Origin of the sequence: Massilia sp., assembly GCF_031995545.1 — a bacterium.
In the GTDB taxonomy this organism is placed as follows: Bacteria; Pseudomonadota; Gammaproteobacteria; order Burkholderiales; family Burkholderiaceae_D; genus Telluria.
Window position 1 is genome coordinate 1 of record NZ_DAMAGA010000020.1, and the last position, 24435, is coordinate 24435.

The 24435-nt window shown below is 58.2% G+C and carries 14 protein-coding genes; 5 read left to right on the forward strand and 9 right to left on the reverse strand.

Going from position 1 to position 24435, the window contains the following annotated elements; all coding sequences use genetic code 11:
- Positions 1-655 precede the first annotated feature (655 nt).
- Genes RTQ83_RS14600 through RTQ83_RS14615 form a run of 4 tightly spaced genes read right to left on the reverse strand, consistent with a single transcriptional unit; the run spans position 656 to position 7818 of the window.
- Positions 656-982 carry a tyrosine-type recombinase/integrase gene (locus RTQ83_RS14600; protein WP_312515994.1) on the reverse strand — a complete coding sequence of 109 codons (327 nt, stop codon included), beginning with the start codon at positions 980-982 and terminating at the stop codon, positions 656-658.
- 26 nt (positions 983-1008) lie between these two features.
- Positions 1009-1518 carry a hypothetical protein gene (locus tag RTQ83_RS14605; protein ID WP_312515997.1) on the reverse strand — a complete coding sequence of 170 codons (510 nt, stop codon included), beginning with the start codon at positions 1516-1518 and terminating at the stop codon, positions 1009-1011.
- 7 nt (positions 1519-1525) lie between these two features.
- Positions 1526-3835 (reverse strand): RHS repeat-associated core domain-containing protein, encoded by a 2310-nt coding sequence (locus RTQ83_RS14610; protein WP_312516000.1) that lies wholly within the window; start codon positions 3833-3835, stop codon positions 1526-1528.
- Complete coding sequence (locus tag RTQ83_RS14615; protein ID WP_312516003.1) at positions 3835-7818, reverse strand: hypothetical protein; 3984 nt, start codon at positions 7816-7818, stop codon at positions 3835-3837. The genes RTQ83_RS14610 and RTQ83_RS14615 overlap by 1 nt, the downstream gene beginning before the upstream one ends.
- A gap of 439 nt (positions 7819-8257) precedes the next feature.
- On the opposite strand from RTQ83_RS14615, the gene RTQ83_RS14625 reads away from it, so the two are divergent.
- Positions 8258-8440, forward strand: coding sequence for a hypothetical protein (locus RTQ83_RS14625; protein WP_312516006.1), 183 nt, complete (start codon positions 8258-8260; stop codon positions 8438-8440).
- 542 nt (positions 8441-8982) lie between these two features.
- On the opposite strand, the gene RTQ83_RS14630 is transcribed toward RTQ83_RS14625, so the two are convergent.
- Positions 8983-15663, reverse strand: a complete 6681-nt coding sequence (locus RTQ83_RS14630) for a hypothetical protein (protein ID WP_312516008.1) — start codon at positions 15661-15663, stop codon at positions 8983-8985.
- Between the two features lie 213 nt (positions 15664-15876).
- Between RTQ83_RS14630 and RTQ83_RS14635 the strand changes: the two genes are divergently transcribed.
- The 3 genes from RTQ83_RS14635 to RTQ83_RS14645 all read left to right on the forward strand — a co-directional run bounded on the left by RTQ83_RS14635 (position 15877) and on the right by RTQ83_RS14645 (position 19543).
- Positions 15877-18345, forward strand: coding sequence for an AAA family ATPase (locus RTQ83_RS14635; RefSeq protein WP_312516011.1), 2469 nt, complete (start codon positions 15877-15879; stop codon positions 18343-18345).
- Between the two features lie 36 nt (positions 18346-18381).
- Positions 18382-18549, forward strand: coding sequence for a hypothetical protein (locus RTQ83_RS14640; protein ID WP_312516014.1), 168 nt, complete (start codon positions 18382-18384; stop codon positions 18547-18549).
- Between the two features lie 76 nt (positions 18550-18625).
- Positions 18626-19543 carry an HNH endonuclease gene (locus tag RTQ83_RS14645; RefSeq protein ID WP_312516017.1) on the forward strand — a complete coding sequence of 306 codons (918 nt, stop codon included), beginning with the start codon at positions 18626-18628 and terminating at the stop codon, positions 19541-19543.
- Positions 19544-19822: 279 nt separating this feature from the next.
- Here the strand turns inward: RTQ83_RS14645 and guaA are convergent, their stop codons facing one another.
- Together guaA and guaB are read right to left on the reverse strand one after the other, a co-directional pair.
- Positions 19823-21433 (reverse strand): glutamine-hydrolyzing GMP synthase, encoded by a 1611-nt coding sequence (guaA, locus tag RTQ83_RS14650; protein WP_312516023.1) that lies wholly within the window; start codon positions 21431-21433, stop codon positions 19823-19825.
- A 128-nt stretch (positions 21434-21561) separates the two neighbouring features.
- The gene (gene guaB, locus RTQ83_RS14655) at positions 21562-23022 is read right to left on the reverse strand and encodes an IMP dehydrogenase (protein WP_312516026.1); all 1461 of its coding nucleotides are present in this window, start codon (positions 23020-23022) and stop codon (positions 21562-21564) included.
- Positions 23023-23173: 151 nt separating this feature from the next.
- Between guaB and RTQ83_RS14660 the strand changes: the two genes are divergently transcribed.
- Entirely contained in the window at positions 23174-23656 is a 483-nt protein-coding gene (locus tag RTQ83_RS14660; protein WP_312516029.1) for a DUF4124 domain-containing protein, read from the forward strand.
- 16 nt (positions 23657-23672) lie between these two features.
- Here RTQ83_RS14660 and RTQ83_RS14665 read toward each other — a convergent pair whose 3' ends face one another.
- Positions 23673-23984: an RnfH family protein gene (locus RTQ83_RS14665; protein WP_312516032.1), complete on the reverse strand. Its 312-nt coding sequence runs from the start codon at positions 23982-23984 to the stop codon at positions 23673-23675.
- Complete coding sequence (locus RTQ83_RS14670) at positions 23977-24408, reverse strand: type II toxin-antitoxin system RatA family toxin (RefSeq protein ID WP_312516035.1); 432 nt, start codon at positions 24406-24408, stop codon at positions 23977-23979. The genes RTQ83_RS14665 and RTQ83_RS14670 overlap by 8 nt, the downstream gene beginning before the upstream one ends.
- Between the last annotated feature and the right edge of the window lie 27 nt (positions 24409-24435).

Genomic DNA, 24435 nt, shown 5'->3' on the forward strand with positions numbered 1-24435 from the left:
GTCTTAAGTAGAAAATTCTACTTCTGATCGCGCTCTTTTTGTGGGGGGATTACCATCCTAGAAACCTTAAGAAATTGTGGACTCTCAAAACAATCGCCGGCTTATGCCGGCGATAGTTTTAGTTCTGATCTAGATCAATGCCCGCTTGTGGACATAGGATATGCTGGAGGCGAGGACGGGAGTCGAACCCGTCTACGCGGCTTTGCAGGCCGCTGTAAAACCGCGTTACTACCAAGGCGACATCATGAGCGCGACGCCCTGTAGAATTAGCGCTAGCCGGCTGAAGTCGGCTTGAACGAGCCCAAGACTTGATCCTGCACAGCGAGTTGTTCGAATTAGCATAGGATTGCAAAAAGCTCGCCGAAGCGAGCCTCTGCATATTACAAACGAGAAATTTCCCTCAGGAAACCTTACTCCCACTCGATTATCAATGGCTGAGCTAAGCCCATGAATTTCTTGGCATTTTCGCACCAATCTTTACCACAGTACCATGCACGATATCATGCCTAGGTCATCGATTTTTGACCCGGCAAAAGCGGGCATCACTTGAATTCACGTTACCGCCATCACGGTTCCCGCTGCTGAGTCCTATGTTCATGGTATTCCGAAAGATTTACCTTCGACCAGAGTTGAACGAACCCGCTCTCCACGAAAGTCAGGACGGCAAATTAACGGCCCGACTTGCCCGTTGCGGTTGGGTTTGCGTGGATTCCGTCTGACTGACGGCGAAGCGCGGCGGCAAGCGACGCAGGAGCGCGCTTTGTGGGCCTGACCAGGGGTTCGAAGCCTGCTCGCCGGCGCCTGGGCCGTGTAATCTAGCCGGATGGGTCGCTTCGTGCACCTGCTTGAGCTTGACGATCGCCACGCGCGTGTAGATCTCCGTCGTGCCAAGGTTGGCGTGCCCGAGCAGCGCCTGGATGAAGCGGACATCGGCGCCGTTCGAATTATGGCGCAGCGCGGCGGCAAGCGCCGCGAGGCACACCCGCTATAGCACTGATTTCCGCCACTCTATTCCAGTGATTTGTACACGAAAGCCGACAGTATGTTATCGGTGCAAGCATGCCCGGCAATACATGCGGCGATATGGCCGCTTAATGAACTGGCGGCCTTCCTCACAAAAATAGGGTCACTCAAAGGCACCATTAGGCGCAGCTCACAAGTTCCGTCTCGCCGCAGGCTGACCACCGCCTCTTTCCATCGGCTCCCCTCCCAAAGCACATTAGGCCTGATCTTAATGAGTTCCACCCTGTCTGCCACAGTGTCATTGCAGCCAGGTGTTTCGAGCACAACACCAACTTCCCGCTTCCAATAATTGTCGTATAGCGACCACTTGTTCCATTCTTCACTCTGACGAGCAACAAATTTTATTTCACCTATCCCTCTAACGACGCACCATGCGCCGTGAGCAACCTCACATTTTAGCGGTGGTTCTTGTGGCTCGGCCCTAAGAGTAGGTGTCCATAGCGAAAGCGCAATGCAGAAAAACCAGCGGGGAACCATCAACGATGACTTGTTCATAATTTTCCTAAAAGTCTTTAGATACCGTCGATGACGGCGGCGGACGCGGCCCTGCCATTTCTCTTAACGTCTGTGCGTTTGCAGCACCAGTCCCATCCCCCATGATGTTATTGGTGGTCTGCGTAGCAGTAGATGGAATTACTTTACCGGCTGCATCAACACCTCCGGGGTATTGATCACCTGCCTTGGCAGAATGTGCCAACTCATGTGTAACGACCTTAGCATCGGCCGTTCCGCGTAAATTAATTCTATTCCCGCCAATTTTATTGGTCGACGAACGACCGAGCGCTGGACGAACTGTTATGACATTTGCGGACCCGTTCGCTACGGCCGGAGAATCCAAGGGAACAGGAACACCAACCGTAGTGACCGTGACCGCGACACCACCGATCACAACATTTCCAGACAGGCGGTTACCCACTTCTGTAGCCACTTGCGAAGGGGTAAATCTCGCGACACCTGCAGGATCAGAAATCGCAAACGGAATTTTGATGTTCACCGCAGTGCCTGTTGAATTCCACGTTACCTCACTATCTCGTCCGTCAGGATCAACGTACTTGTAGGGGCTGTTGTTCGCATAAGCGTATCGGTTGAAGCTGCCGCCAGTATTCGCATCCGTGGTCACCGGATCAATGCTCAAGAACCGCCCCACCACCGGATCATAATACCGTTGCTGCATGTACGTCAGCCCGGTATCCACATCATTGACGTGGCCAGTGAACCCGATGGTCGGCTGTGCCCCAGCAGCAACATACCCATACGGCTCGTAACGCGTCCGACTGATTACCTGCTTCGATGCGTTTGTGCGCGCCACCGGACTACCAAGTCCATCCGTATGGATGTACGTGACATTCCCGCCAGCATTGGACGTCGTGGTCATCGTCTCCGCATAGGTCGTGGTCCCGCCCGCGCCGCTTGCCGTCCAGCTGCACGTGGACGGATTTGCAGCCCATCCCACGACCGCTGTTTCAGTCCGGGAACCGTTCACCACGAGCGATTCGTTGACTTTATAACCGGCTCCCGACGCCGTACACACTCGCGACAATGCCGTTGCGTTTGTCGTGCTCCAGGTCGTCGTGAAAGACTGCCCTTCCACTGGCGCAGGCGTACGCGCCACACTGATCGTCGGCTTCGGCGTCGATGTCGGCGCCGGGTCGGTTCGCATTGTCTCGGTACGCACTGTCGTTCCTGATGGCCCGACAGCGGTCCATGTGCAGGACGACGGATAGCCAACCCAGGCGGCCAGAGCAGTCTGGCTGCGCTGACCGTTGACTGGTAGCGATTCATTGACCTTAAAACCGGTTCCGCCTGCAGTACACACCCGTGTCAGCGATGTTGCGTTGGTCGTGCTCCACGATGTCGTGAAGGTGCTTCCTGCAACTAGAGATGGTGAATGCGCGGTACTGAGTGTCGGCAATGGCACTGCTGCGACAACTGCTACCGTAGCACGTGTAGTTGGGCCAAAGCGAAAGTTTTGCTCCCAAAGCATTCCCCAGTCGAACACGTAACTGCCCGCTGCACTCGGTGCTTTTACTTGGAAATTAAACGTAGCTGATTGCCCCGGTGCTACGCTTGAAACATTCATCGCCGCTCGATTGGCGCCAAACGTATAGTTGTCGTATGGACTGCTTGTGCCAATCAGAAAACCTGGCTGAGTCCAAGTGACATTACCGGTGTTTTTAAATGTCAGCGAAACGTTATATGTCCCTCCTGCTGACATTTGTGTGGGAATTGTCGCGTTCGTGATCTGCGCGTCATATACCGGTGGGGGGGCCGTCACCGTCACGGTGCGCGACAACACCTGACCAAACCAGTGCAGGTCCTCACGCAACATTTGCCAGGCAAATGTATAAGTACCAGGCGTGGAGGGAGCCTTGATATTCAACGTCAAGGTTACTGTGGAACCGAAGGTAACGTACGACTGTACATCGGCACGGTTCACACCCCAAATTACGTTGTTTGCAGGAAGTGTCGAACCGAGCCGGTAGGGATAAGGAGTAGCGGGTGACCAAGTTGTCGACCCCAAGTTCTTTGCAGTCACCGTCACGGTGGCCGTGCTGCCCGCTTCGATCGTGGACGGCATTGACGTGTAGGTGATGTTTGAATCATCGATCACCTCTTCCTCAGGGGGCGGAGGCGGCACGAAATCCGTCGAAGGAGGTTGTGCACCAGGACCCGATTTCGGCAAAGTCTGGCCAATCGCACTACCCGTGCAAAGAAGAACACACAGGACTAACGTCAGCAGCACGCTCCACTGGATCGAGAGAACGCGATCGGGCGCTTTAACGACAAAATGTAAGAAAGCGGGCGCGCGCATTATTTCACCTCCGCGATGACGTGGTTATGCAAGTAGATATAGCTGGTTGATGTACTCGCACCGGCAGTGTCATATAGAAGCTGACCGGCCTGGGTATACACCTGAATGCGATTTACGCCGTCGGTGCCCACCACACTGACCCGGCGGCCATGACCGTCATATTCATAGGTCGCCAGGCCGGTTGCGGCCGACATGCGGTTGCCGATATCGAAAACATAGCTGCGGTTGCCGCCCCGGGTGATGTTGCCCTGCACGTCGTAGCCATATGCAAAGGTGAAAGCTGCGTTGCCGCTAGTAACGTTCTCGAGACGGTTAGTGGACCGGTTGATCGTGTGCGCGCTGTTGCGCGCATTGGTGCCCCCACTGATCGTGGTGGAAATCAGGTTGTCCTGGCCGTCATAGGAATAGCTGGTCAGTCCCCACAGGCCTGGCGCCGAGACGCTTTTGAGCCGGTCCAGTCCATCGTAGGTCATGCCGCGGGTGGTAACGCCCTCTTGCAGGTCCTGGACGGCCTCGACATTGGCTTGCTGGTCGTAAGTGTATTTGTCGCTCAGCACACCGGCATCATTCGCCGACATCGGCAAGCCCCGCGCGTTCTGCGCCATGCTGTGCACGATGCCGTTGCCATAAGTGAACTGGGCCACTGCGCCATTCGGATGGTAGCTGATTCCGGTCGCGTAGGAACCAATCTGCTGCGAATCGCCGAGTGCATTCGGCGCCAGAGTCACGGCCAGTCCTCGGCCCGGATATGTCAATGTCGCCGCCGATCCATTGGCGTCGTAGCCGCGATCGATGTTGTACGCGGTGGCGCCGTAGACCAGACTTTCGCGTTCCAGAAGACGGCGTTTGTTATAGGTGTAGGTCCACTTCGAGTTCTTGGACGTGGTCGTGGCAAGCAAGCCGTCCGGCGTATAAGTGCGATCGATCGCGGGGCTCGCATCGCCGAATGTGGTCGTCTTCAACCGGTTGCGCGCATCGTAGCTGTACGAGATCTTCCTGCTCGCTCCGACGGTCGAGGAATTGCAGGACAGGACTGTCGACAAATCGGTCCCGGACGCGCGCCACAGAATATTGTCGGCGGCATCGTACTCCTGGAAGCTTGTGCCGGTTTCCGGTTCGATGGTCTTGCATAGCCGCTCCTTGCTGTCGTAGACATAACGGCGTGTCACGGCAGCTTCATTCCCGGCGCGGGTGATCGACATCGGTTTGCCAAATATGTCGCGCAGAATCGACACGCTCACCGCTTCAGGCATGGCGATGCTCGTGATCACGTTTTCGCTCGGCTCATCGAACGCCTGGTAGCCGTAGGTCGATCGGTTATTCCGGGAATCGGTCACCGTCGTGGTAAATCCGCTGTCGTAAGAACGGCTCGTGTACAGATTTCCGATCTCGCTGGATGCGATCGTGCCGGTGATTCTTCCAAGCGCATCGTAGGAAGTGCTCACGCCATCGCCAAGCTGTGCGTAGCCGCGTTTCGGATACGACTCGTAGGTCGTATGGCCGTTGAAGTCGTAGCTGCGCTTGACAATGCGGGTGGTCGTGGACGGGTTCGCGCTATCGTACTGTTCGGTGTAGACCGGCCGAAGCAGTTCGTCGTAATAATTGATGTTGTAGCCGGTGCCGGTCGAAATCTGCTGGCGCCAGTGCCCGGCAGGAAGATCGAATTTTGAGCTGGAAGAGCGCGATACCTCGACCACGGTAGGATTCCATACCCGGGAATCACTTGTGGGGTAAGTGATTTTTGCCAGCCGGCCCATGGCATCGTATTCGAACCCAGTAGCGTACCCATTCTCGTCGGTCAGCGCCGTGATGCGACCGATGTTATTGAGCGTGGCGCTCTGGCTTTCTCCCGTCGCAAAGCGGATGAGTCGGGGCACGCCACGCATGTAGCTGGTATAGCTCGTCGCCTGGTTCTTGCCGTCGCTGACCGAGCTGACCGTGCCATCGGCGTTATACAGCATCGAGCGCTTCAGGTTGCCGAATTCGGTCACACTGGTCAGTGTGCTGGTCGAGGCGTTGTAGACGTTGGATACACTTACTTTGCCCGAATCGGTGTCCGTGATCTGCTTGAGTTGGCCAATCACCCATTTACCGAAGTTGTTGTCATAGCTGATCGTCTCGCGGCGCTGGAATCCCAGTGAGCTCGATTTCGTAACCTGCGCTGGACGAGCGAAGCTATCGAAAGCACTGGCCTCCCAAGTGAAGGTGGCTCCCTGTTGCGTAATCTGGCGGCGCGACACTTCCGTGATCTTGGCGGACATGAGTCCATCCCCGCGCGGCTGCAGGCTGGCGCCGAATTGATTGATCGGGGTGACATAATCGACCGCGGTCGAACGCAATAACAAGCCACTGCTGCTACTTACATCGGTCCGCTGCAGCTGGCCCTCGGTTTCACGCCACACGGTACCGAAGGTGTACGAGGTCACGTCGCCGGCCGGGTCGGTAACGCTTACCGTTTTGCTCTTTGCGCAGCCGGGGCAATCGCTCCAGCTCGGTTCAGCCTGGGGATAGCTCGTGCTCCAGGCAAGGGTACCGATCGTCGAACCTATCAGCTCTTTTCTCGTCAACGCGTAGGTATCGAAGAGATACGGATATCTGATCAGCTCACTTTCCGTCGCTATCTCGTAACGGCAATCCTTTTCGACCTGAGAACGTGCATGGCGGGTAGGCGTCAACGTGAACCGGCCAATTGCGCCGGAAGGATGCGTTATGGTACCGACCCGATCGTCAGGAAATAGAATTCCTGGGTTTTCGCACGATCCTGCACCAGGGTATTGAATGCTTTTTAAAAGACTCGATACTTGTCCGACGGACCAGGACGACTGATCCGGCAAAGTGATGGACTGGAGTTGAGCGGCGTACGACGACGGATTGTCATAAGTGTAGCGCCAGGTGCGCGTTCCATCCGAGACGCTGGCTACTAGATTTGAGGCAGTGGAACCAGGCGTTACATAAGTTAGCGATATGGTGCGCGGGCTGCCGGAGGCATCGCTTCCCGTGATGGATTTCAGCTGCCACTTGTTAGTAGTGTCATAGGTATAAGTCACCGTGTTGCCGAATTTGTCGGTGATCTTAGTCGGCAGGATCCACACTTCGCTGCGATCGAGTTGCGGAACGGCCGGGATCATGTTCGCTCGCTCCGGTTCGTCTTCAATCGGAATCCCGATCACCCCAGGATCCGCTGCCGTGATCACAGGCCCGGCTTGGCTGCCGTCTGCACCGGCAGAGCGGGCTGTCAACATTTCTGGAGCCAAACTTCCCTTAACAATTGGCTCGATTCGACGGCTAACCATCCAGTCGAAGCGGTATTGCGTGCCATCAGGCGCGATGGCGAGGAACCCTTCACCGGTGCCGCTGCTACCGGTAGCCAGCGTGGAAAGGCATTGGATCGCCCAGTTTCCCCGAGTTACCACGGGATAGCTGGCCGCCGCATTGCCTGGTGCAGCCGTGTACAAGGTACTGCGCTCAAGCATCTCCTGATCGCCCTCTCCGGGGACATAGAGAAAATTGCCATGCCAGAATTCGATTGCGGACCAGATAGCTCCGCTGTTCTGCGTGACGACTGATTGCGGTTCACTGAAACTGGAGCAGCGATTGGTGCCACCGCTCCTGTTGACCCAACCCTTGCGCAACTCGAAGACGCCATGCATATGTGGTATCTCGAGATCCCAGCGTCCGAATAAAGCGCCGTCAACAGGTTCCCGTCCAGTAACCAAACGCCGACCAACGGATACTGGCAAACCGCTATTCCCTGGAAGCGACACGTCACTCTGGACGAATTCGAGTGCACCGGTGTACAGATTCACCTTGTCACCAAAAAGATCTATACCAAGCGTGGTCACCGCCTGGGGAGCCCGCATCAGCTTTGCTTGTTCGGTGTATGGAGTCTGCTGCGCCAAAACAGATTGTGAAATCGTAATGAGGGAAACCGGAATGGTTACTAGCACTAATCCGGTCAAACGCGGGGTGGGCCACGGGTTCACTGAAGACTCCTTGACATGCATTAATTGGTTAAGGTATCGATGCATGCATATTGACACAAGTCAATATCGTAAAATCTCTCTGATTCTCACAAAAGAGCGGCGTGCAGATCTTTCTCGAGAGCCGTTGGTAATTCGCCCGCGAAAAGAGCGCGATTAGAAGCAGGTTTTTCTAATTAACATGTCCCCTTATGAAGTCGGTTGTCTAGCGCCTTATGCAAGGAGAGCGAGGTTCGACTGAGGAAAAGCGTACCCAGCGAGACTACACTCTGGCTTTTAAGCAAGGGGGAGTTGCTGCGGTCGAAAAGGCGAGATGACGTACAAACAGGCTCAGAAGAAGTTCGGCATTCAGGGGCGAAGTACAGTGCTAGTATGGTTGATACGATACGGGCAGCAGGACTGGAGCTCATTGGCCTTGTAACTCGTACGAGTCCAACCGGACATGGATCAGCCCATCACCAATGAGCAATTGATCAAGCCACTGGAAACCGAGCTGGACACGTCCCGGCAGCAGTCACTCATTTCCAAGACCATGCTCGATGTTCTAGCCAAGAAACACGGGGTAACGGTTGTAAAAAAGCCTTCGCACGGACAACGCAAATCCTCTCGGAAGAGGAAGGCCTGAGCGTCAGTCGGGTCTGCCAGTTGTTCGGAATTAGCCGTATCGCGCACTACAAGCGATTGCACGTAGAAATTGGACGGACGGTACGTAACCGTGGACTTCCCCGCCCAGCGTTTGCCCCAGACCAGAATTTCAGTCCCAAGCTGATATAAACGCAAAAGTCCGCAGCGACTGCTCGACCTAAGAGGAGTCAATTGCCGATATTGAAGCAGCGTAAAGCTGCCGCTCCTCGATCGGTTAGATTATAAAAAGCTCGCCAAAGCGAGTCTTTAAAATCACAAAAACAAAATTTCCATAAGGAAACCCTACTCCCACTCAATGATCAATTGCTGAGCTAAGCCTATGAATTACTTTGAGTTTTAAATCCCTTTTCCCAGCCCATACCATTCACGATACCATGCTAGAGCTAGCGAGCTTTGCCAGGCCTTCCGTGCATGCCGTCGCGAACGATATGGTGTCGGTGAGGCTCGAACTGCCAGAGCTCAGCGTCCCCGGTGCAGTCCACGTCAAATCGTCGGTCTGACTCACGTGAAGAGCAGGTCCTTTCATTCCGATGAGAAACGCTGGATAAGTATTTCATACGTTTCCTCGCTAATCGGTAATCCTCTAGTCCGAGATAACCACCTATCTGGCAAGCCAGCAATCGCGCGGAACCGCGGGTAGAAATCTTGCCGTCGATCAGAATCGAGGGTCGCAAGCGCCTCCTTCGCTTGTCCAGATAAGCGTTGCGGCGTCCAAACTTGTCCCCGTTCGTCGATGACGATCACCAGTGATCGATGTGTGAAACCGCTGGTGTCCCCAGCACGTCCGCTTGACTGGCCTCTATGGTACTTCTGAAGTGTCAGTGCGACGACAAGACTACGCCCCGAACCCTTGAGCAGGGCAAGTAATGCGCTACGACTGGCGAGTAAACGGTACCCAGTCTCGCTCCACGCGTATTCACGCTGCCCACCCTCAGCACCCCAGGCTTCAGCACGATAGGCGGTTTTTCCGTCAATTGACCAGCGACGGACCACCTCATCGTCCGCGATGGTCCCTAACAGACCCCGCGTCCAATCCGCAGGAAAAGGTCGGTCGAGTGCAGTGGTAGCTCCATAAGGATCATGCCTATCAAGTTGGCGCTCTGTGTTTGGCGTGTTTGTGACCCACGGCTGAACCGTGTGACCATCATCGCCAAAATGACGAGCAATCTCATCTTCATCATCTGGCAACCATCGAAAGAAGGCTTCTGCTGACAGGACTGTCATGACTGCCGCTCTCGCATCACCAGCATTCGCCAGCACGCTTTGCAGCTTGACCGTCGTGTTCCGCCCAATCGACCAACGTCCCGCCACCGGAAGCCATTCCGCTGCGGCTTTGCTGTCCTGCAATCCGAGCAGCGGTGCGAGAAGTTTACTGTCTTCGCGGGGGGTACTTTGCTCTCCTCTTTCCGGCATTCGCATGTCCGCCTCAGGGGTAAGGTCGAGCGGAAACGGATCAGTAAGATCAGCCAGCCAGAGACCATCGTTTCTTGACAGGGTATACTCCCTTAAGAACGCGGCCCAAGCGTCACCTTCCCAGTCTTCGCCAACAACCGCCCTTGTCGCGAGCAACTCACCTGCTACCAGCATGAGCGCGTGCCATCCGAGGTATCCCCCGTATCGGTCTCGGTCAGGGACATATCCAGACGACCAAGATTCGTCATGCCTGCTGTTACGTGGGCAATCGTGCATCCCGCCAACGCTGGCGTCCCACTGCCGCACCCATGTGCTGATACGGTCTTTGACCTCCCATCCAGGACATGCGAAAACGCGACACAAGCGTTCGATCTGGTACTTGACGAAGTCGTATTCCAGATGAAAACCATCCTCTGGTAGCGGCGAGGTGTCTGGCCTCGGGGCATACCGGAACTCGCGATATTCGGCTCGGAGAGTCGCTGGGTAGGGCGACTTGTTAGCAGGGCCGAGCCTGGCGATTAGCGCTTCGCCCTCCTCCGGAGTCAGAATGTGCGAAAGCTCACGTAGTATGTCAATCGCGAACGCACGCATGACAACATGCGGAAACTCTGCTGAAAAGGCGATCCGCTCGAAGAAGGCAAGATGTGGGGCCATTGTGAGAGCAGTGTCTTTCGCTACGCGAGCGAGCGCAATCAACAGCCATAGCTGCGCATGCATTGCATAAAAAGGCAGCTTTGCGTCGCCGAACGGCAAGCTCAGCGCGGCCCCAAAATGCTGCATTAGCCGTTCAACTACATCGAAGCGTCCAGCCGACACGAGGCGCCTCACCGAATGGGCTGCTCGCCAACGCATTGCGGCGATGGGATGGCCAAGCCTTGCCCACACGAGTCCTGCTACGAAAGTCGCCTCGTCAGCTGGAACGAAAAAACGCGCATCCCACGGCCCATCTCCAACTTCGGACGGCAGCTTTTCAGCGGTATTGGCCAGAAAACGTTCCAGGCCTTCCGCCATGGCGCTCGCACTGACATCAGGCGCCAGTCTTGCAGCGAGGGCGAGCCAGGCATTACCACCGAGGCTGTCCACCGTGCTCCGGAGCGCTGCGACAACATGCTCGACAAGGGAGGCTCGATCGGCATGAAAATATCGCTCCAGCCCGCGCCAGCCACCCCATGCGTCGGTGTTTGAACTGGCAAGTTCGGTGGCATGCTTGGACGCCAGGCGCAGGCCCAGGGCAGGCAGTGCATCACGCATAGCCGCCGACGAGTTACCCCAGTCCTCCAAGTAGTCGTCCAGTGCGTGGATCTTGTCGGCAAGCGTAGCAGCTGTTACTTCGACCACGGCACGGACGAATCCAAGGCGCTGCGCCGGAGAGTTGGCTTGCTTGGCCAATTCGGTCAGCGTGCGAATTGGCCATCGCTGTCCCGACTCGTCAATTGTCTGATCAAGTATTTGACGGTCGATGTCGTCTGAGTCCGTGAGGTCCACCGGGAAGCCAGGAGACGGCTCCGTCACGAAGCATGGGACCATGGACGCTTGTGGCTCAGGTTCAGGGCCGAGGCGAGCAAGCAGGCCCTTTATGCGCGTTCGGGAACGGGAAGTGGCAGGTAGGCTACGCTCAGCAAGGCTATGTAGCCTTTCGATCGTCTCCCGCGCGGGCGACAGTTGATCCTCGCGATCGATTTCGACCAAAAGGAGATCAAACAGCCATTCCCGCTGGTTTTGAGGTAGGCGGTCTATGGCCTCCGACGCGAAACCCGCGATACGCCAAGTCCAGGTTTCGGTTGGAGCAGCCAAACCAAACAGAGCAACCGCCGCTTCAACAGAAAGCTTCGAGTCACGAACAAGGATCATCAATGCGGGGCCAAGTGAGCGTCCAAGCTGTGCGACGTCGCGATCGTCCAGCCGTGACAGTATTGCCAATATCGCACGACCAGCAATAGGCACCATCGATTCCGCGTATTCAGTCCAGGGGAACCTGCCCTCATCATTCTGATTCAGTTCAAGAATACGTGCAAAGGTATGAGCTGCTGCCGGTGACAGTTCGGGACCCGAATAATGGCCGGTAAGCTCCAGCAAGTGATTGGTGCGATGGAAGTCATCCGATCCGATGGCCTCGGCAAGATCGAGCGCACGGCGAAAGTAGGCCGCTGCCTCTTCAGTGCTGACTCGCCAAGTTGCGCGAGCGAGATCGCCGTAGGATGAAATTCGAGATCCGACATCAGTATCGTGCTGGATCTTTTGCTCGATCTGGCCAGCAAGGATAAGCGCAGCATCATGGCACGGGGGGCGGCGCGATAGTCGATCAACCACATGGGTAAGTTCCGGCGTAAACAGACCTGGCGCACTCGCTGCCCACTCGACCATGCGCTTGGCAAGCGCGGGATTGATCGCACCTAGCACGTCGGCAAGGTCGAAAATCACCCGGAACCCGCTCCGCGCCAGATAGGCCTTTTCATCCCGATACGGATAGTTGGCCGCCTGCTCGACATCATGGACCAGTCGGTCAAAGGCGGTAAGGACCATCTCGTCCCGTGTCTGTCCAGTCGGTGGCCGAACTATGTCGGCGATATCCTGCGCGCATTTCAGCATCGGTAGAATCCGGTCGCTGAGAACGCGCCTGTAGTCCGATCGTTTTTCCTCGTCGAGGTCACTGCGCCTGTTGCGTCGGTGCCGAGTTCCATCAAACTTGGGAGCAGCCAGCTTCTGGGTAAGCACCCGAATGAACGTTGCTGCGCCCCGCGATCGCGCACTAGCAGGCACTAACCCGATGAACTCTGCCGGTGCCATTTCGATCAAGGCGGCAGGCTTCCGACTCAAGGCAGCCCGAATGCCGGCAGTCAGTACAGCCACGTGGATCGCATGGTCGCTCGGGTACTGATTGGAGTAGTCGTAAACGCTAGGCGGTCTAAGCAATGCTCCGGTGAGGATGTCTGCTGCCTCGCTCTCCATGCCGAGATCTATCGCCCGTGCCGCCGCCAGCACGCTGGCCATCGCCAAGCCGTCGCTTTTGCCGTTCGCAGAAGTCGCTGCAGCGAGCGCCCCGACAAGTCCTCTTGCGTGGGCTGGGTCATGGCCAACAAATGGAAGCGCAGCGGCAAAGAGTGCGCGAGAAGACAATTGGCAGCGCGATAACCGCGTTGCGATGCACGTCTTGGGCGGATGGGCAGAATGCTGGTGTCGATCCAGAAGCTCGAACAAGTCCTGAAACTTGGCGAAGGCCACACCGTCATCTCGACGCGCGAAGAACTCCGCAACGCGCTCGTCATTCCCCGCCAGCATCTCTACATAGGCGAAGCCAATATCGTCCCACCTCCTTGAGGTGCTCGACTCGCTAAAGCGCTCGCTGCGTTTGGTATGCGAAACCCAATTGTGCCAGTCGATTGAGCGCCGAGCGTGACGACGGGCCTCATCCTGGTCGCCTGCAAAAGCATTTGCCAACGCTAATGCAGCGTGTTTTCCCCCAGGCCAGCCAATCGTCGTTGCGGAAAGCCGTCGCAAAGCCTCGGGGTCCCCTGACACGGCGGAGAGATCAGGATGCTCGTATAGGAAGCGATCGGATCGTTCATGCCCTGCCGCAACGAGTGACGCTTCTAGCAACAGCCGCATAAGATCGTCGCGCCGGTTCAACTGGCCCACCAAGGCGATCGCGGCCGTAATCCGCGATAAGCGGATGTCGCGTGCGCTTACCTGTGAAGCGCCGCGGGGAACGCGCAGGTCGTAGGCCAGTTGGATGAGCTGGTCGGCATAGCGTAGCGAGGTGAGCAACGCGGGCAGTGCCCTGGCGGCATAGTTTGAAGTCAGCTGGCGTTCCTGCAGCGCGGCGATAACACGATCTTGACCGGCCTGACTCGGGCCGTAGCTCGATCGGATGAGGTCCTCGATCGGCTCATCGCGGAACATCAGGCCGTGGGGCGCCCTCTCAAGCAGAGGATCGAGGTCAGCAGCGAAGCTTTCTACCTGCTCCGCGATCAAGCCGTGAGCCGCTGCTAGCTCTTCGATGGGAACGGGCGGCGCCAGCAAGGCGATGCCCGTGAGCAGGAGGTCAATGTCCGCGTCGCTGGCGCCGCGCGCGCGCGCCGTTTCGCGCGCATCGGCAAGACGCTTGCGAAGCAGCGTGTCGAGCAGATTGTGCGGTTCGCTCTGGGCTTCCGGGAAAGACAAGGGATCAAACGGTCGTCCGGTCGCAATCAGGTTATCGAGACAGCGTGGATTTCGACCGGACCGCACCAGCAGCGCGGCGATCTCGTCCGGAGACGCATTCGGCACCCGTCGTTCAACGAGGGAACGTACTTCCGCGTCAGTAAACAGGGGAACTGGAAAGACGCGGTATGAGGCATCACCGGTCGCCAGTTTGATCCGTTCCGTCCGGCACGACGCAACGATGCGAACGCCATCGATGGGTTCTATACTTAGGCTACGCATAAGCAGATGTGCGAACGATGATGTGGCCGCGTCCCGAGCGGCAATCCCAGCATGATCGATCGCATCAAGCACCAGCGAAACACAGGCATCGCCACGAGTTCGCCGTGCCGTTTCCACCGATTGCGTGAGCCGTCGGCGAAACGCCCTCAGCAACCCAGTTTCATCCGCCAGGGGCAACAGAATGTCGCACAGGCCTTGCCCAGCCATGACATTGGCAAGGTGAACAAGTGTCCTTTCCGGGAGGTGCCGACCGTCTGCGGGATCCCGCCAGCGACCGGCGCCAAAGCCATCAAAGAGTACCAACGGTCCATCAGCTTGTAATCGCTCCGCCAGGCCTTGCATCAGAACGGTCTTGCCCATTCCTCCTGCGGCATGAACGATGAGAGGAGGACCCGCTTCACGAGCGAGGACTTCAAGCTCGTCGAGCGCGCTGCGCTGAATTGTGACCTCAACCGCAGGGAACGCGTCCGGCGTGGGATACAGACGGTCCTCGTGCTCCACGTCCAGCTCAGCCAAAACGGCAACGCGATCAACGCGTTTGTCCGTCTCGCTACCAGGACCGGCCTTCATTCTAATGAGATTGCGCAGTTTGAGTAGGCGTTTCTCAGCATCCGGATCCCCTGGTTCGCCCCATGCGGCGAGGGTGGTGGAAATTGCCCGCTCTGCCTCGATCAAGCTCCCCTTGCTACCAACTAATTCTAATCGTCGCAAAAGTTCAGATATGGGATGCGGATAGTCTTTCAGCGCTTCTGCAATCTGGGCGGATTGACGGGCTACATCGCCGGCGTCTTGTGTACCCGCGATAACTGTAGTGATTGCCTGCCTTAGGTTCTCATGAATTGGCCTGTTCGTCGCAAATTCAAAGCGCACCACGGCAAAAACATGATCGTCTCCATGCCTCGCCCGAAGCTCGGCATCAGTCACTGCAAACTTGGCAAGCGTGGATGCTACGTTCGCCGCTCGCACGGCCGTGTCTGCGTTTGCAATCGAATACTTGAACTGAACGATCGTGACTCGATGCGACTTGGCAACATTAGTACCACCGTGATACCGGACGAGGTCGGCAATTTCGACCGAGCCGGCTCCCAAGTTCTCCTCGTCTCGTTCATCGAACCCCTCAAGCGTGATCGCGGTAAGGTCGGTCAAGGGCGGCAGCAGCTCAAGCGCGCTACGCGCGGCCCAAGCTTCATGAAAGGCATGGCCCGCCTTGGATGCGCGAAGTTTGTCGATCTCGACTGGCGTTGCGCTTATGGCATTGTGATCAATGATCCGCTCCATTTTCATCCCTTCAGGACGATTTTGCTCTGATAGTGGTTGCGTTATGCTAACACTCCCGCCCAGACCTACCGTCGGGTTAAAGTCGAGCATCAATGCGCTGTATGCGTTTAGCGACCGAGACCTGCATGCCAGTCCTTAGTCGACAGCGTGCCGTCCCCACACCCAAGCGCACGACAAAGTCAATGGCTGCGCAACGAATTTATGCCAAGCCGATAACTTGCTGTTGTGAAGATAACTGGTCATGCCGGCAGCCTGAGTTTGCACTAAACTTGGTGCCAGGCAATCACTCGCAGGGATATCGGAATGGCGTCCGCAAGACAGGATTTTGAAAGTTTCGTGCGTTGGCTTTATCAAGCAGAGAATAGGGTTCCCGACAACGTACTGCGTCTTGCCACGTTGGCGCTTCGGAACTTTGATGCGTTGTCCGCAACGTCACGTCAACGTAGCCAGCGTTCCGTTTATCTGGTAGATCTGATGCGCCGCGAATTGGGCGCGACGGTTCCCGCCGCCCCGGCCGCAGCCGTCGACGCGCATCGCAGCGCATGGTCCTGGAGCAAGCTCAGGCATCTGACACTCGGACCGTTCCGCGGATTCAGAGTGCCGGAGCCGTTTGATCTGACGAAGCAGATCACGCTGTTCTACGGACCTAACGGGAGCGGGAAAACCAGCCTGTGCGAAGGCCTCGAATATGCGCTACTCGGCGACGTCGAAGAAGCCGGCAGCAAGCGCATTGCCGCGCGTACCTATCTAGCCAACATACACGATGGACGGTTTTCCTCTCCGGTGCTAAAGGCGAGCGATCAACAAGGCCGCGAGGTCGACGTGACCCCGAATCCGGACACATACCGCTTCTGCTTCGTTGAGAAAAACCGGATCGACGCATTCTCGCGAATTGCCGCACGCCCCAACGCGCAGCGCGCGGAACTGGTCGCCACGCTCTTTGGAATGGACCAGTTCAACGAGTTTGTCGGCCACTTCAACGAATCGATCGACGCACAATTGGTGCTAGTCGGCGAGCAACAAAACGCCTTGGCTGCGCGCCGCCTCGCACTTGCTGCAGACCGGCTTCAGGTAGAAGGCGCTGCGGCTGCCAGGACAGCCCTCGGCGCCGAAGAAGCGGCACTGGCGCATGCTTATGCGCCCGGCACGACTTACGAGAGCCTGAAGGCACTTATGGGTTCGCCAGAAGCACCCGGGCGGCTGCAGGAACTCGAAGCGTGTTTGGACGCGGTGCCGCCGGATATCCTTGGCATAACACGAGAGGGAATATTGCAAGGCATCGAGAGTGTCCGTACCGGAAGCAACGAACTCGATCGCATCACCACCGCGCTGCATGCCAGAAGTGACCAAGTCTCCTTCAAGGCGTTATATGGGTCTGTGCTCGCACTGCGCGCTGCCGCTGGCGAACGGTGTCCGGCATGTGACACTCCTCTGGCGGGCCAGCCTGGGGTGGTGACGGATCCGTATGAGAAAGCGACTGCAGGCTTGAAGCAACTCGAAGAACTCGGTGCGCTACAAGAGCAGCAGCGCGCGGCCGAAGCTGCCCTTGATGCTGCGTCACGCGCACTGCGCCACTCGATCGGACGCATCGGCGCCTACCTTGCCTTGTGTCCCGCGCTAGAGCCCGTATTGGGCGAATGGATCGCTGCATTGCCGCCGGAGGGGACGGGGCGCTGGTGGTCGGACCTCGATCGAGCGGCAGCGGCGACCCTGACGGGAACCGAGGCTTCCCTGCTCGGCGCCCTGCTGTCGACTGCCGACCAGATGGCTGCGCAAGATAGTCTTTCGCGTCAGGCACTGCAGGACCGGCAGCAGCAGGTTGCGGAACGGCGCCGGCTCAACGAGTTCCAGCTGCGGTTACGAAACCAAGCGCAGAAACGGCGGGAGCTCGATTTCGTGATCAATACCGCGGCCAGTCGCATCGAAACCTTCGATCAGATTAACGCCGCGCTCATCCAGCAGGCAGAGCAGGAAAAGCTGAACATGGCGCGCGACGCGCCGCTCAAGGCCGCCTATGACCGGTTCCTGGAAGAGTTGAGGGCTTACAGAAATCAGCTGCCGGCACGCCTGCTCGCCGGCCTCAACGACGCTGCGAAAGATCTCTACAACGCGTTTAATCGCAATGACCGGGATGAAGACAAACTGGATGCGCTGCATCTTCCGTTGAATGGAGACGGGAGGATCGACATCAGTTTCCGCGGCAATCGAGCAACGCGAGTCGATGCGCTGCAGGTGCTCAGCGAGGGCCATGTTCGCTGCCTTGGACTGGCGATCCTGCTCGCCAAGGCTAGGAGCATTGAATGTCCGGTTATTGTTTTTGACGACGCCATCAACGCGATCGACCACGATCATCGGGGAGGTATTCGAGAGACCATCTTCGAGAGCGACCGGTTCGCGCACACCCAGTTGATCGTGACCTGTCACAGCAATGAATTCATCAAGGACATCCAGCAGCATCTTCCCGCACACAGGCGAAATACCTGCCAGGTTTATCTGTTGCGTCATCACACTGGCGACTATCGGCCTCGGGTAGCAGGCAATGTCGCAAGCGCCAATTACATCGCAAAAGCGCGTGCGGCACGGGAAGTGCTCAATGACAGGGAGGCGCTGGCGGCTTCACGCCAAGCCCTCGAGATGCTGTCGGAAAAAACATGGCGCTGGATGGCTAGTCATGATCAGGGACCACTCAACCTCCTTATCGCAGGGGTTGGCGCGGAGCCTGCGTTGCGCAATCTTTGTGAAGCATTAATGAAAAAACTGCGTGATGCCTAGACCTTCGATCACGTCAACAAGGCAGCGCTGGTGAGTATGTACGGCAAGATCCTGGGAATCCCTGCCAACAACCTCGTGTGGGTTTATCTGAACAAGGGTACCCATGAGGAAGCAGAACGAGACGATTTCGATGGCGAGTTGGTCGAAAGCGTGGTTTTTACCTTGGAAACGCTTGACCGTCTAGACCTGCGCCCCGGCCGCTAATCATCGAAAATGGTAGGGTTTTTCACGAATAAAGTTGCACGATAGATCGACGAAGCATGTGACAAGGGCGATGACCATGAATATTGATCGAAGAGATGATTTAATCGAAGCAGCGATCGCCTCACATACTCCGCCGGGGTGGACAATCCAGCAAATCGAGATCAAGCCCAGCGGGAAAGCGCCGAAGCGATATGGACCGTCTACGTATCGATTTTCTGCATCGCTCACGCTAAGCGTCATCCTCCCCCGCCGCGGCTGGACGCTGGTAAGGGAGACCAAATCCTATGCCTATCTCATCCCGCCACCAGGTCGGCAGCAGCCACCGTTTCTGATTTCCATAGCAGTCCCGACACCTTCCATCTGCCTTGCACTGGCGCGCTCCTTCCATGCACGAGGGGCGTCCTGGATGGGACAACTCGGAGAATGGCCTGTCTGGTACACGCACGAACGCAACACCAATATGCGTGAGATGTGGCGCGATACAAATACCGGAGAAATGGTGGAACTTCTTCATGAAAAACCGCCTCAGTCCAGTCTTAGCATCGGCGAGTGGGGAGCCTGGGAAGCAGACGTAACGGGGGAAGCCGGCGATTTCGTGCTCGGAATATTGCCGCGCTCTCAGCTACCGATTCAGTCGGCGGTTCCACTGGCGACGGAATCACGGCTCGTGGAAGGCGCAGCCCATGACGTGACACTGACCCGCTACGAGCGTAACGAAGCAGCACGACTGCGGTGCATAGCCCACTACGGTCCGGAATGCCAGGCCTGCGGCCTTCGATACGAAGCGAAGTACGGCCCCATTGGCGCTGACCTCATCCACGTCCATCATGTGACGCCGTTGTCTGCGATAGGCGAAAGCTACGATGTTGATCCTGTGCGGGACCTGATACCTCTATGTGCCACCTGCCACCATGTGACGCATCGCAGGGATCCCCCCTACTCGGTACAAGAGCTGAAAGCCGCGATCGCGGAACAAGCTGAACGCGGCCGGTGAATCCCATTACAGAAATAAAACATGAGTCACTCAGCCTCTCGTGGGGGCAGTTTTATGTGAGTTGTCTCTCTTCCGCACCAGCTTTTCGAAGCGGACAGAGCGATCAGCCCATAGCTGGCATAAGATCGATAACCAAGAGTGACCGCAACACTGCAGCAGAGTCGATCGAAAATTTGAACCGGCTCAAGCTACCCGCGCGTGGATCGATTAAGGTAACAAAAAAGCTCGCCGAAGCGAGCCTTTTTTAAATCCTAATAAGACATTTTCCGTTAGGAAATTTCACTCCCACTCGATCGTCGCCGGCGGCTTACCCGAAATATCGTACACCACCCGGTTCAGCCCGCGCACTTCATTGATGATCCGGTTCGACACCTTACCCAGCAGCGAATGCGGCAGATGCGCCCACTGCGCCGTCATGAAGTCCAGCGTCTGCACCGCGCGCAGCGCGACCACATACTCATAAGTACGGCCGTCGCCCATCACGCCCACCGACTTTACCGGCAAGAACACGGCAAATGCCTGGCTGGTCGCTTCGTACCAGTTGAGCGGCGCCTTGCCGGCATCGATGCCCGGCACGTGCGGCACGTCGAACGGGGTATTGCGCAGTTCTTCGATGAAGATGGCATCCGCTTCGCGCAGCAGGTCGGCGTATTCCTTCTTGACTTCGCCGAGGATGCGCACGCCCAGGCCCGGGCCCGGGAACGGGTGACGGTAGACCATGTCGTGCGGCAGGCCCAGCGCCACGCCGAGTTTACGTACTTCGTCCTTGAACAGCTCGCGCAGCGGCTCGAGCAATTTGAGGTTCAGGGTTTCCGGCAGGCCGCCCACGTTGTGGTGGCTCTTGATGGTCTGCCCCTTCTTGCCCTTGCCGGCCGATTCGATCACGTCCGGATAGATGGTGCCTTGCGCCAGCCACTTGGCATTGGTCAGCTTGCCCGCTTCGACCTGGAACACTTCGACGAATTCACGGCCGATGATCTTGCGCTTCTGCTCCGGATCGGTGACGCCGGCCAGGTGGCCCATGAATTGCGCCTCGGCATCGATACGCACGACCTTGACGCCCAGGTTCTTCTCGAACATGTTCATCACCATCGCGCCCTCGTCCTTGCGCAGCAGGCCGTGGTCGACGAACACGCAGGTCAGCTGGTCGCCGATGGCGCGGTGGATCAGGGCTGCGGCCACGCTCGAGTCAACGCCGCCGGACAGGCCCAGGATCACCTCGTCGGTGCCGACCTGTTCGCGGATCTTGGCAACGGCTTCGCCGATGTAGTCAGGCATGTTCCAGTCCGACTTGCAGCCGCAGATCTCGTGCACGAAGCGGCCGATGATGGCTTCGCCCTGGCTGGTGTGGGTGACTTCCGGGTGGAACTGCAGCGCGTAGAAGCGGCGCTCTTCGTCGGCCATCGCGGCGACCGGGCAGCTGTCGGTCGAGCCCATCAGCTTGAAGCCTTCCGGCATTTCCAGGACCTTGTCGCCGTGGCTCATCCAGACTTTCAGCATGCCGTGGCCTTCGTCGGTGACGAAGTCGTTGATGCCGTTCAGCAGCGCCGTGTGGCCACGGGCACGCACTTCGGCGTAGCCGAATTCGCGCTTCAGGCCGTTCTCGACCTTGCCGCCCAGCTGGGCTGCCATGGTCTGCATGCCGTAGCAGATGCCCAGCACCGGAACGCCGGCTTCGAACACGGCTTGCGGGGCGCGCGGGGAGTCGCCTTCCAGGGTCGAGTTGTGGCTGCCCGAGAGGATGATGCCCGAGGCGCCGTATTCGCGGACGAACTCGTCGCTGACGTCGTAGGGGAAGACTTCGGAGAACACGCCGGCGTCGCGCACGCGGCGGGCGATCAGCTGGGTGACCTGGGAGCCGAAATCGAGGATGAGGATTTTGGAATGCATGGGATGCGTCATTTAGGAGGAATACGTTGCGGGCCGGGACATCGTCCCGGCCCGGCGGAGAAAGGCCAACACAGTGCAGGCGTCACGCATTGGCGGCACAGCCGCCAACGCATGACGACGAAAGCAGATTACTCCGAACGATAGTTCGGCGCTTCCTTGGTGATCTGCACATCGTGCACGTGCGATTCGCGCATGCCGGCCGAGGTGATCTCGACGAACTCCGCCTTCTCGCGCAGTTCTTCGATGGTGGCGCAGCCGCAGTAGCCCATCGACTGGCGCACGCCGCCGATCAGCTGGAAGATGATCGCCAGCACGCTGCCCTTGTAGGCGACGCGGCCTTCGATGCCTTCCGGGACGAACTTGTCGGCCTTGGCCGAGGCTTCCTGGAAGTAGCGGTCGGCTGAGCCGTCGGCCATCGCGCCCAGGCTGCCCATGCCGCGGTAGGACTTGTAGCTGCGGCCCTGGTACAGGATGGTTTCGCCCGGCGCTTCGTCGGTACCGGCGAACATGCTGCCCATCATGACGGTGTGCGCACCGGCCGCCAGCGCTTTCGAGATGTCGCCCGAGAAGCGGATGCCGCCGTCGGCGATGCACGGCACGCCAGTGCCTTCGAGCTCTTGCGACACGTTCGAGATCGCGGTGATCTGCGGCACGCCGACGCCGGCGACGATACGGGTGGTGCAGATCGAGCCAGGGCCGATACCGACTTTCACTGCGTCGGCGCCGGCCTCGACCAGCGCGCGGGCGGCGGCGGCGGTGGCGATGTTCCCGGCGATGACGTCAACCTGCGGGAAACGGTCCTTGATCCATTTCACGCGGTCCAGGATGCCTTGCGAGTGGCCGTGTGCGGTGTCGACCACCAGTACGTCCACGCCGGCTGCGACCAGCAGTTCGATGCGCTCTTCGTCGCGCGGGCCGACGCCGGTGGCGGCGCCGACCAGCAGTTTACCTTGCGAATCTTTCGAGGCCAGCGGGTGCTCGTGCGACTTCTGGATGTCCTTCACGGTGATCAGGCCGCGCAGTTCGAAGTCGTCGTTGACCACCAGCACGCGCTCCAGGCGGTGCTTGTTCATCAGGCGCTTGGCTTCGGCGGTGTCCGCGTCCTCCTTCACGGTCACCAGCTTGTCGCGCGGCGTCATCTTGGCGCGCGCTTCGGCGTCCAGGTCTTCCTCGAAACGCAGGTCGCGGTTGGTGATGATGCCCACCACCTGCGTGCCCTCGACCACCGGGAAGCCGCTGATGCCGTGGTGCTCGGACAGCGCCAGCACTTCACGGATCTTCATGGTCGGCGGGATCGTGATCGGATCGCGCAGCACGCCTGCCTCGAAACGCTTGACGCGTGCCACTTCACGCGCCTGGTCGGCCGGGCGCAGGTTCTTGTGGATGATGCCGATGCCGCCTTCCTGCGCCATCGCGATCGCCAGGCGCGCTTCGGTGACGGTGTCCATTGCCGCCGACAGCAGCGGAATGTTGAGCGAAATATTTCGCGTCAGCTTGGTACGGAGGGAGGTTTGGGCCGGAAGAACGTTGGAGTAGGCCGGGACGAGCAGCACGTCATCGAAGGTGAGTGCTTTTTGGAGGAGACGCATAGTATTTCCTATAGGCGCAAAAGCAAATTATACAGAAACTCTCAATCGCCGTCGCCGGGCTGGCCGAAAATATTATTGCTGGGCTGCATTTTGCGGTTGACTTCACGCGACCGGCATGGCGAAATCGATGGGCTCAACCAGGATTCAAACCATGCTCTCCAATCGCCTTCGCAGCACCTTTGCCGCCCTGCTCTTTCTCGCTGCCGCCGGCGCTCAGGCCCAGTACGTCTGGATCGAACCGAACGGCACGCGCCAGTATTCCGACCGCCCACCACCGCCCGGTACGCCGGCCAACCGCATCCTGAAGGCGCCGGGTCGCGCCCTGCTCCCGCCCGCGCCCGAGGAACAAGCGGCGCCGGCCGCCAAGCCAGCGCCGACGCTGGCCGAGCGCGAGGCGGCCTACCGCGAACGCACGCAGCAGCGCGCCGAACAGGAACGCAAGGAGGAGGAAGAAAGTAAAAAGCAGCGCGCCATGGCTGAGCGCTGCGCGACGGCGCGCGAGAACCAGGCGCAACTGGCATCGGGCACCCGCATCGCACAATACGGGCAGGACGGCGAGCGGCGCTATCTGTCGGACGAGGAACGATCTGCCCGCATGGCCCGCGCAAACCAGGCCCTGCAGGACTGCCGTTAAAGACGGGGACGGAGCGTCAGGCGCCCTGCGCCGCGTCCTTCTTGGCCGCGCGCTTGCGGCGCGACTCCTTGGGATCGGCCACCAGCGGCCGGTAGATCTCGATGCGGTCACGCTGCCGCAGCACCGTATCGAGCGTCTTCTTCTTGGCGTAGATGCCGACCGGCTGTGTGCTCAGGTTAATGTCGGGAAAAGCTTCCAGCACACCGCTCTGCTCGATCGCCGCGCCGATCGTGGTGCCGGACGCGACTTCGAGCTCACGCAGCCATTCCTGGCTGGCAGTGGCGTAGCAGACCGTGACGCCGATGCGCCCGGCGGAAACCTCAGCCATACACCGCCTCGGCACGCTTGCAGAAGGAATCGACCATGCTGTTGGCGATCATGCCGAACACCGGTCCGACGATCTGGGCCAGGATCACGCTCGAGAACTCGTAGTTCATGTCGAAGTCGATCTTGCAGGCATCTTCACGCAGGGACTTGAAAGACCACGTTGCCTCCAGCATCTTGAAGGGACCGTCGACCAGGTGCATCTTCATCTGGGTCGGGCGCTGGTTGTGGTTCGCCGTGGTGAAGCTCTGCTTAACGCCGTGGAAGTTGATCTGCAAGCAGGCGACCAGCTTTTCATCGGTGCGTTCGATGAGTTTCACGCCGCTGCACCAGGGAAGGAACTTTGGATAATCTTCGACCTTGGCCACCAGATCGAACATCTGTTCTGAGCTATAGCCGAGGAAAACTGATTTGTGCACTACTGCCATTGGTCAACCGTTTGTTATGATGTTGGT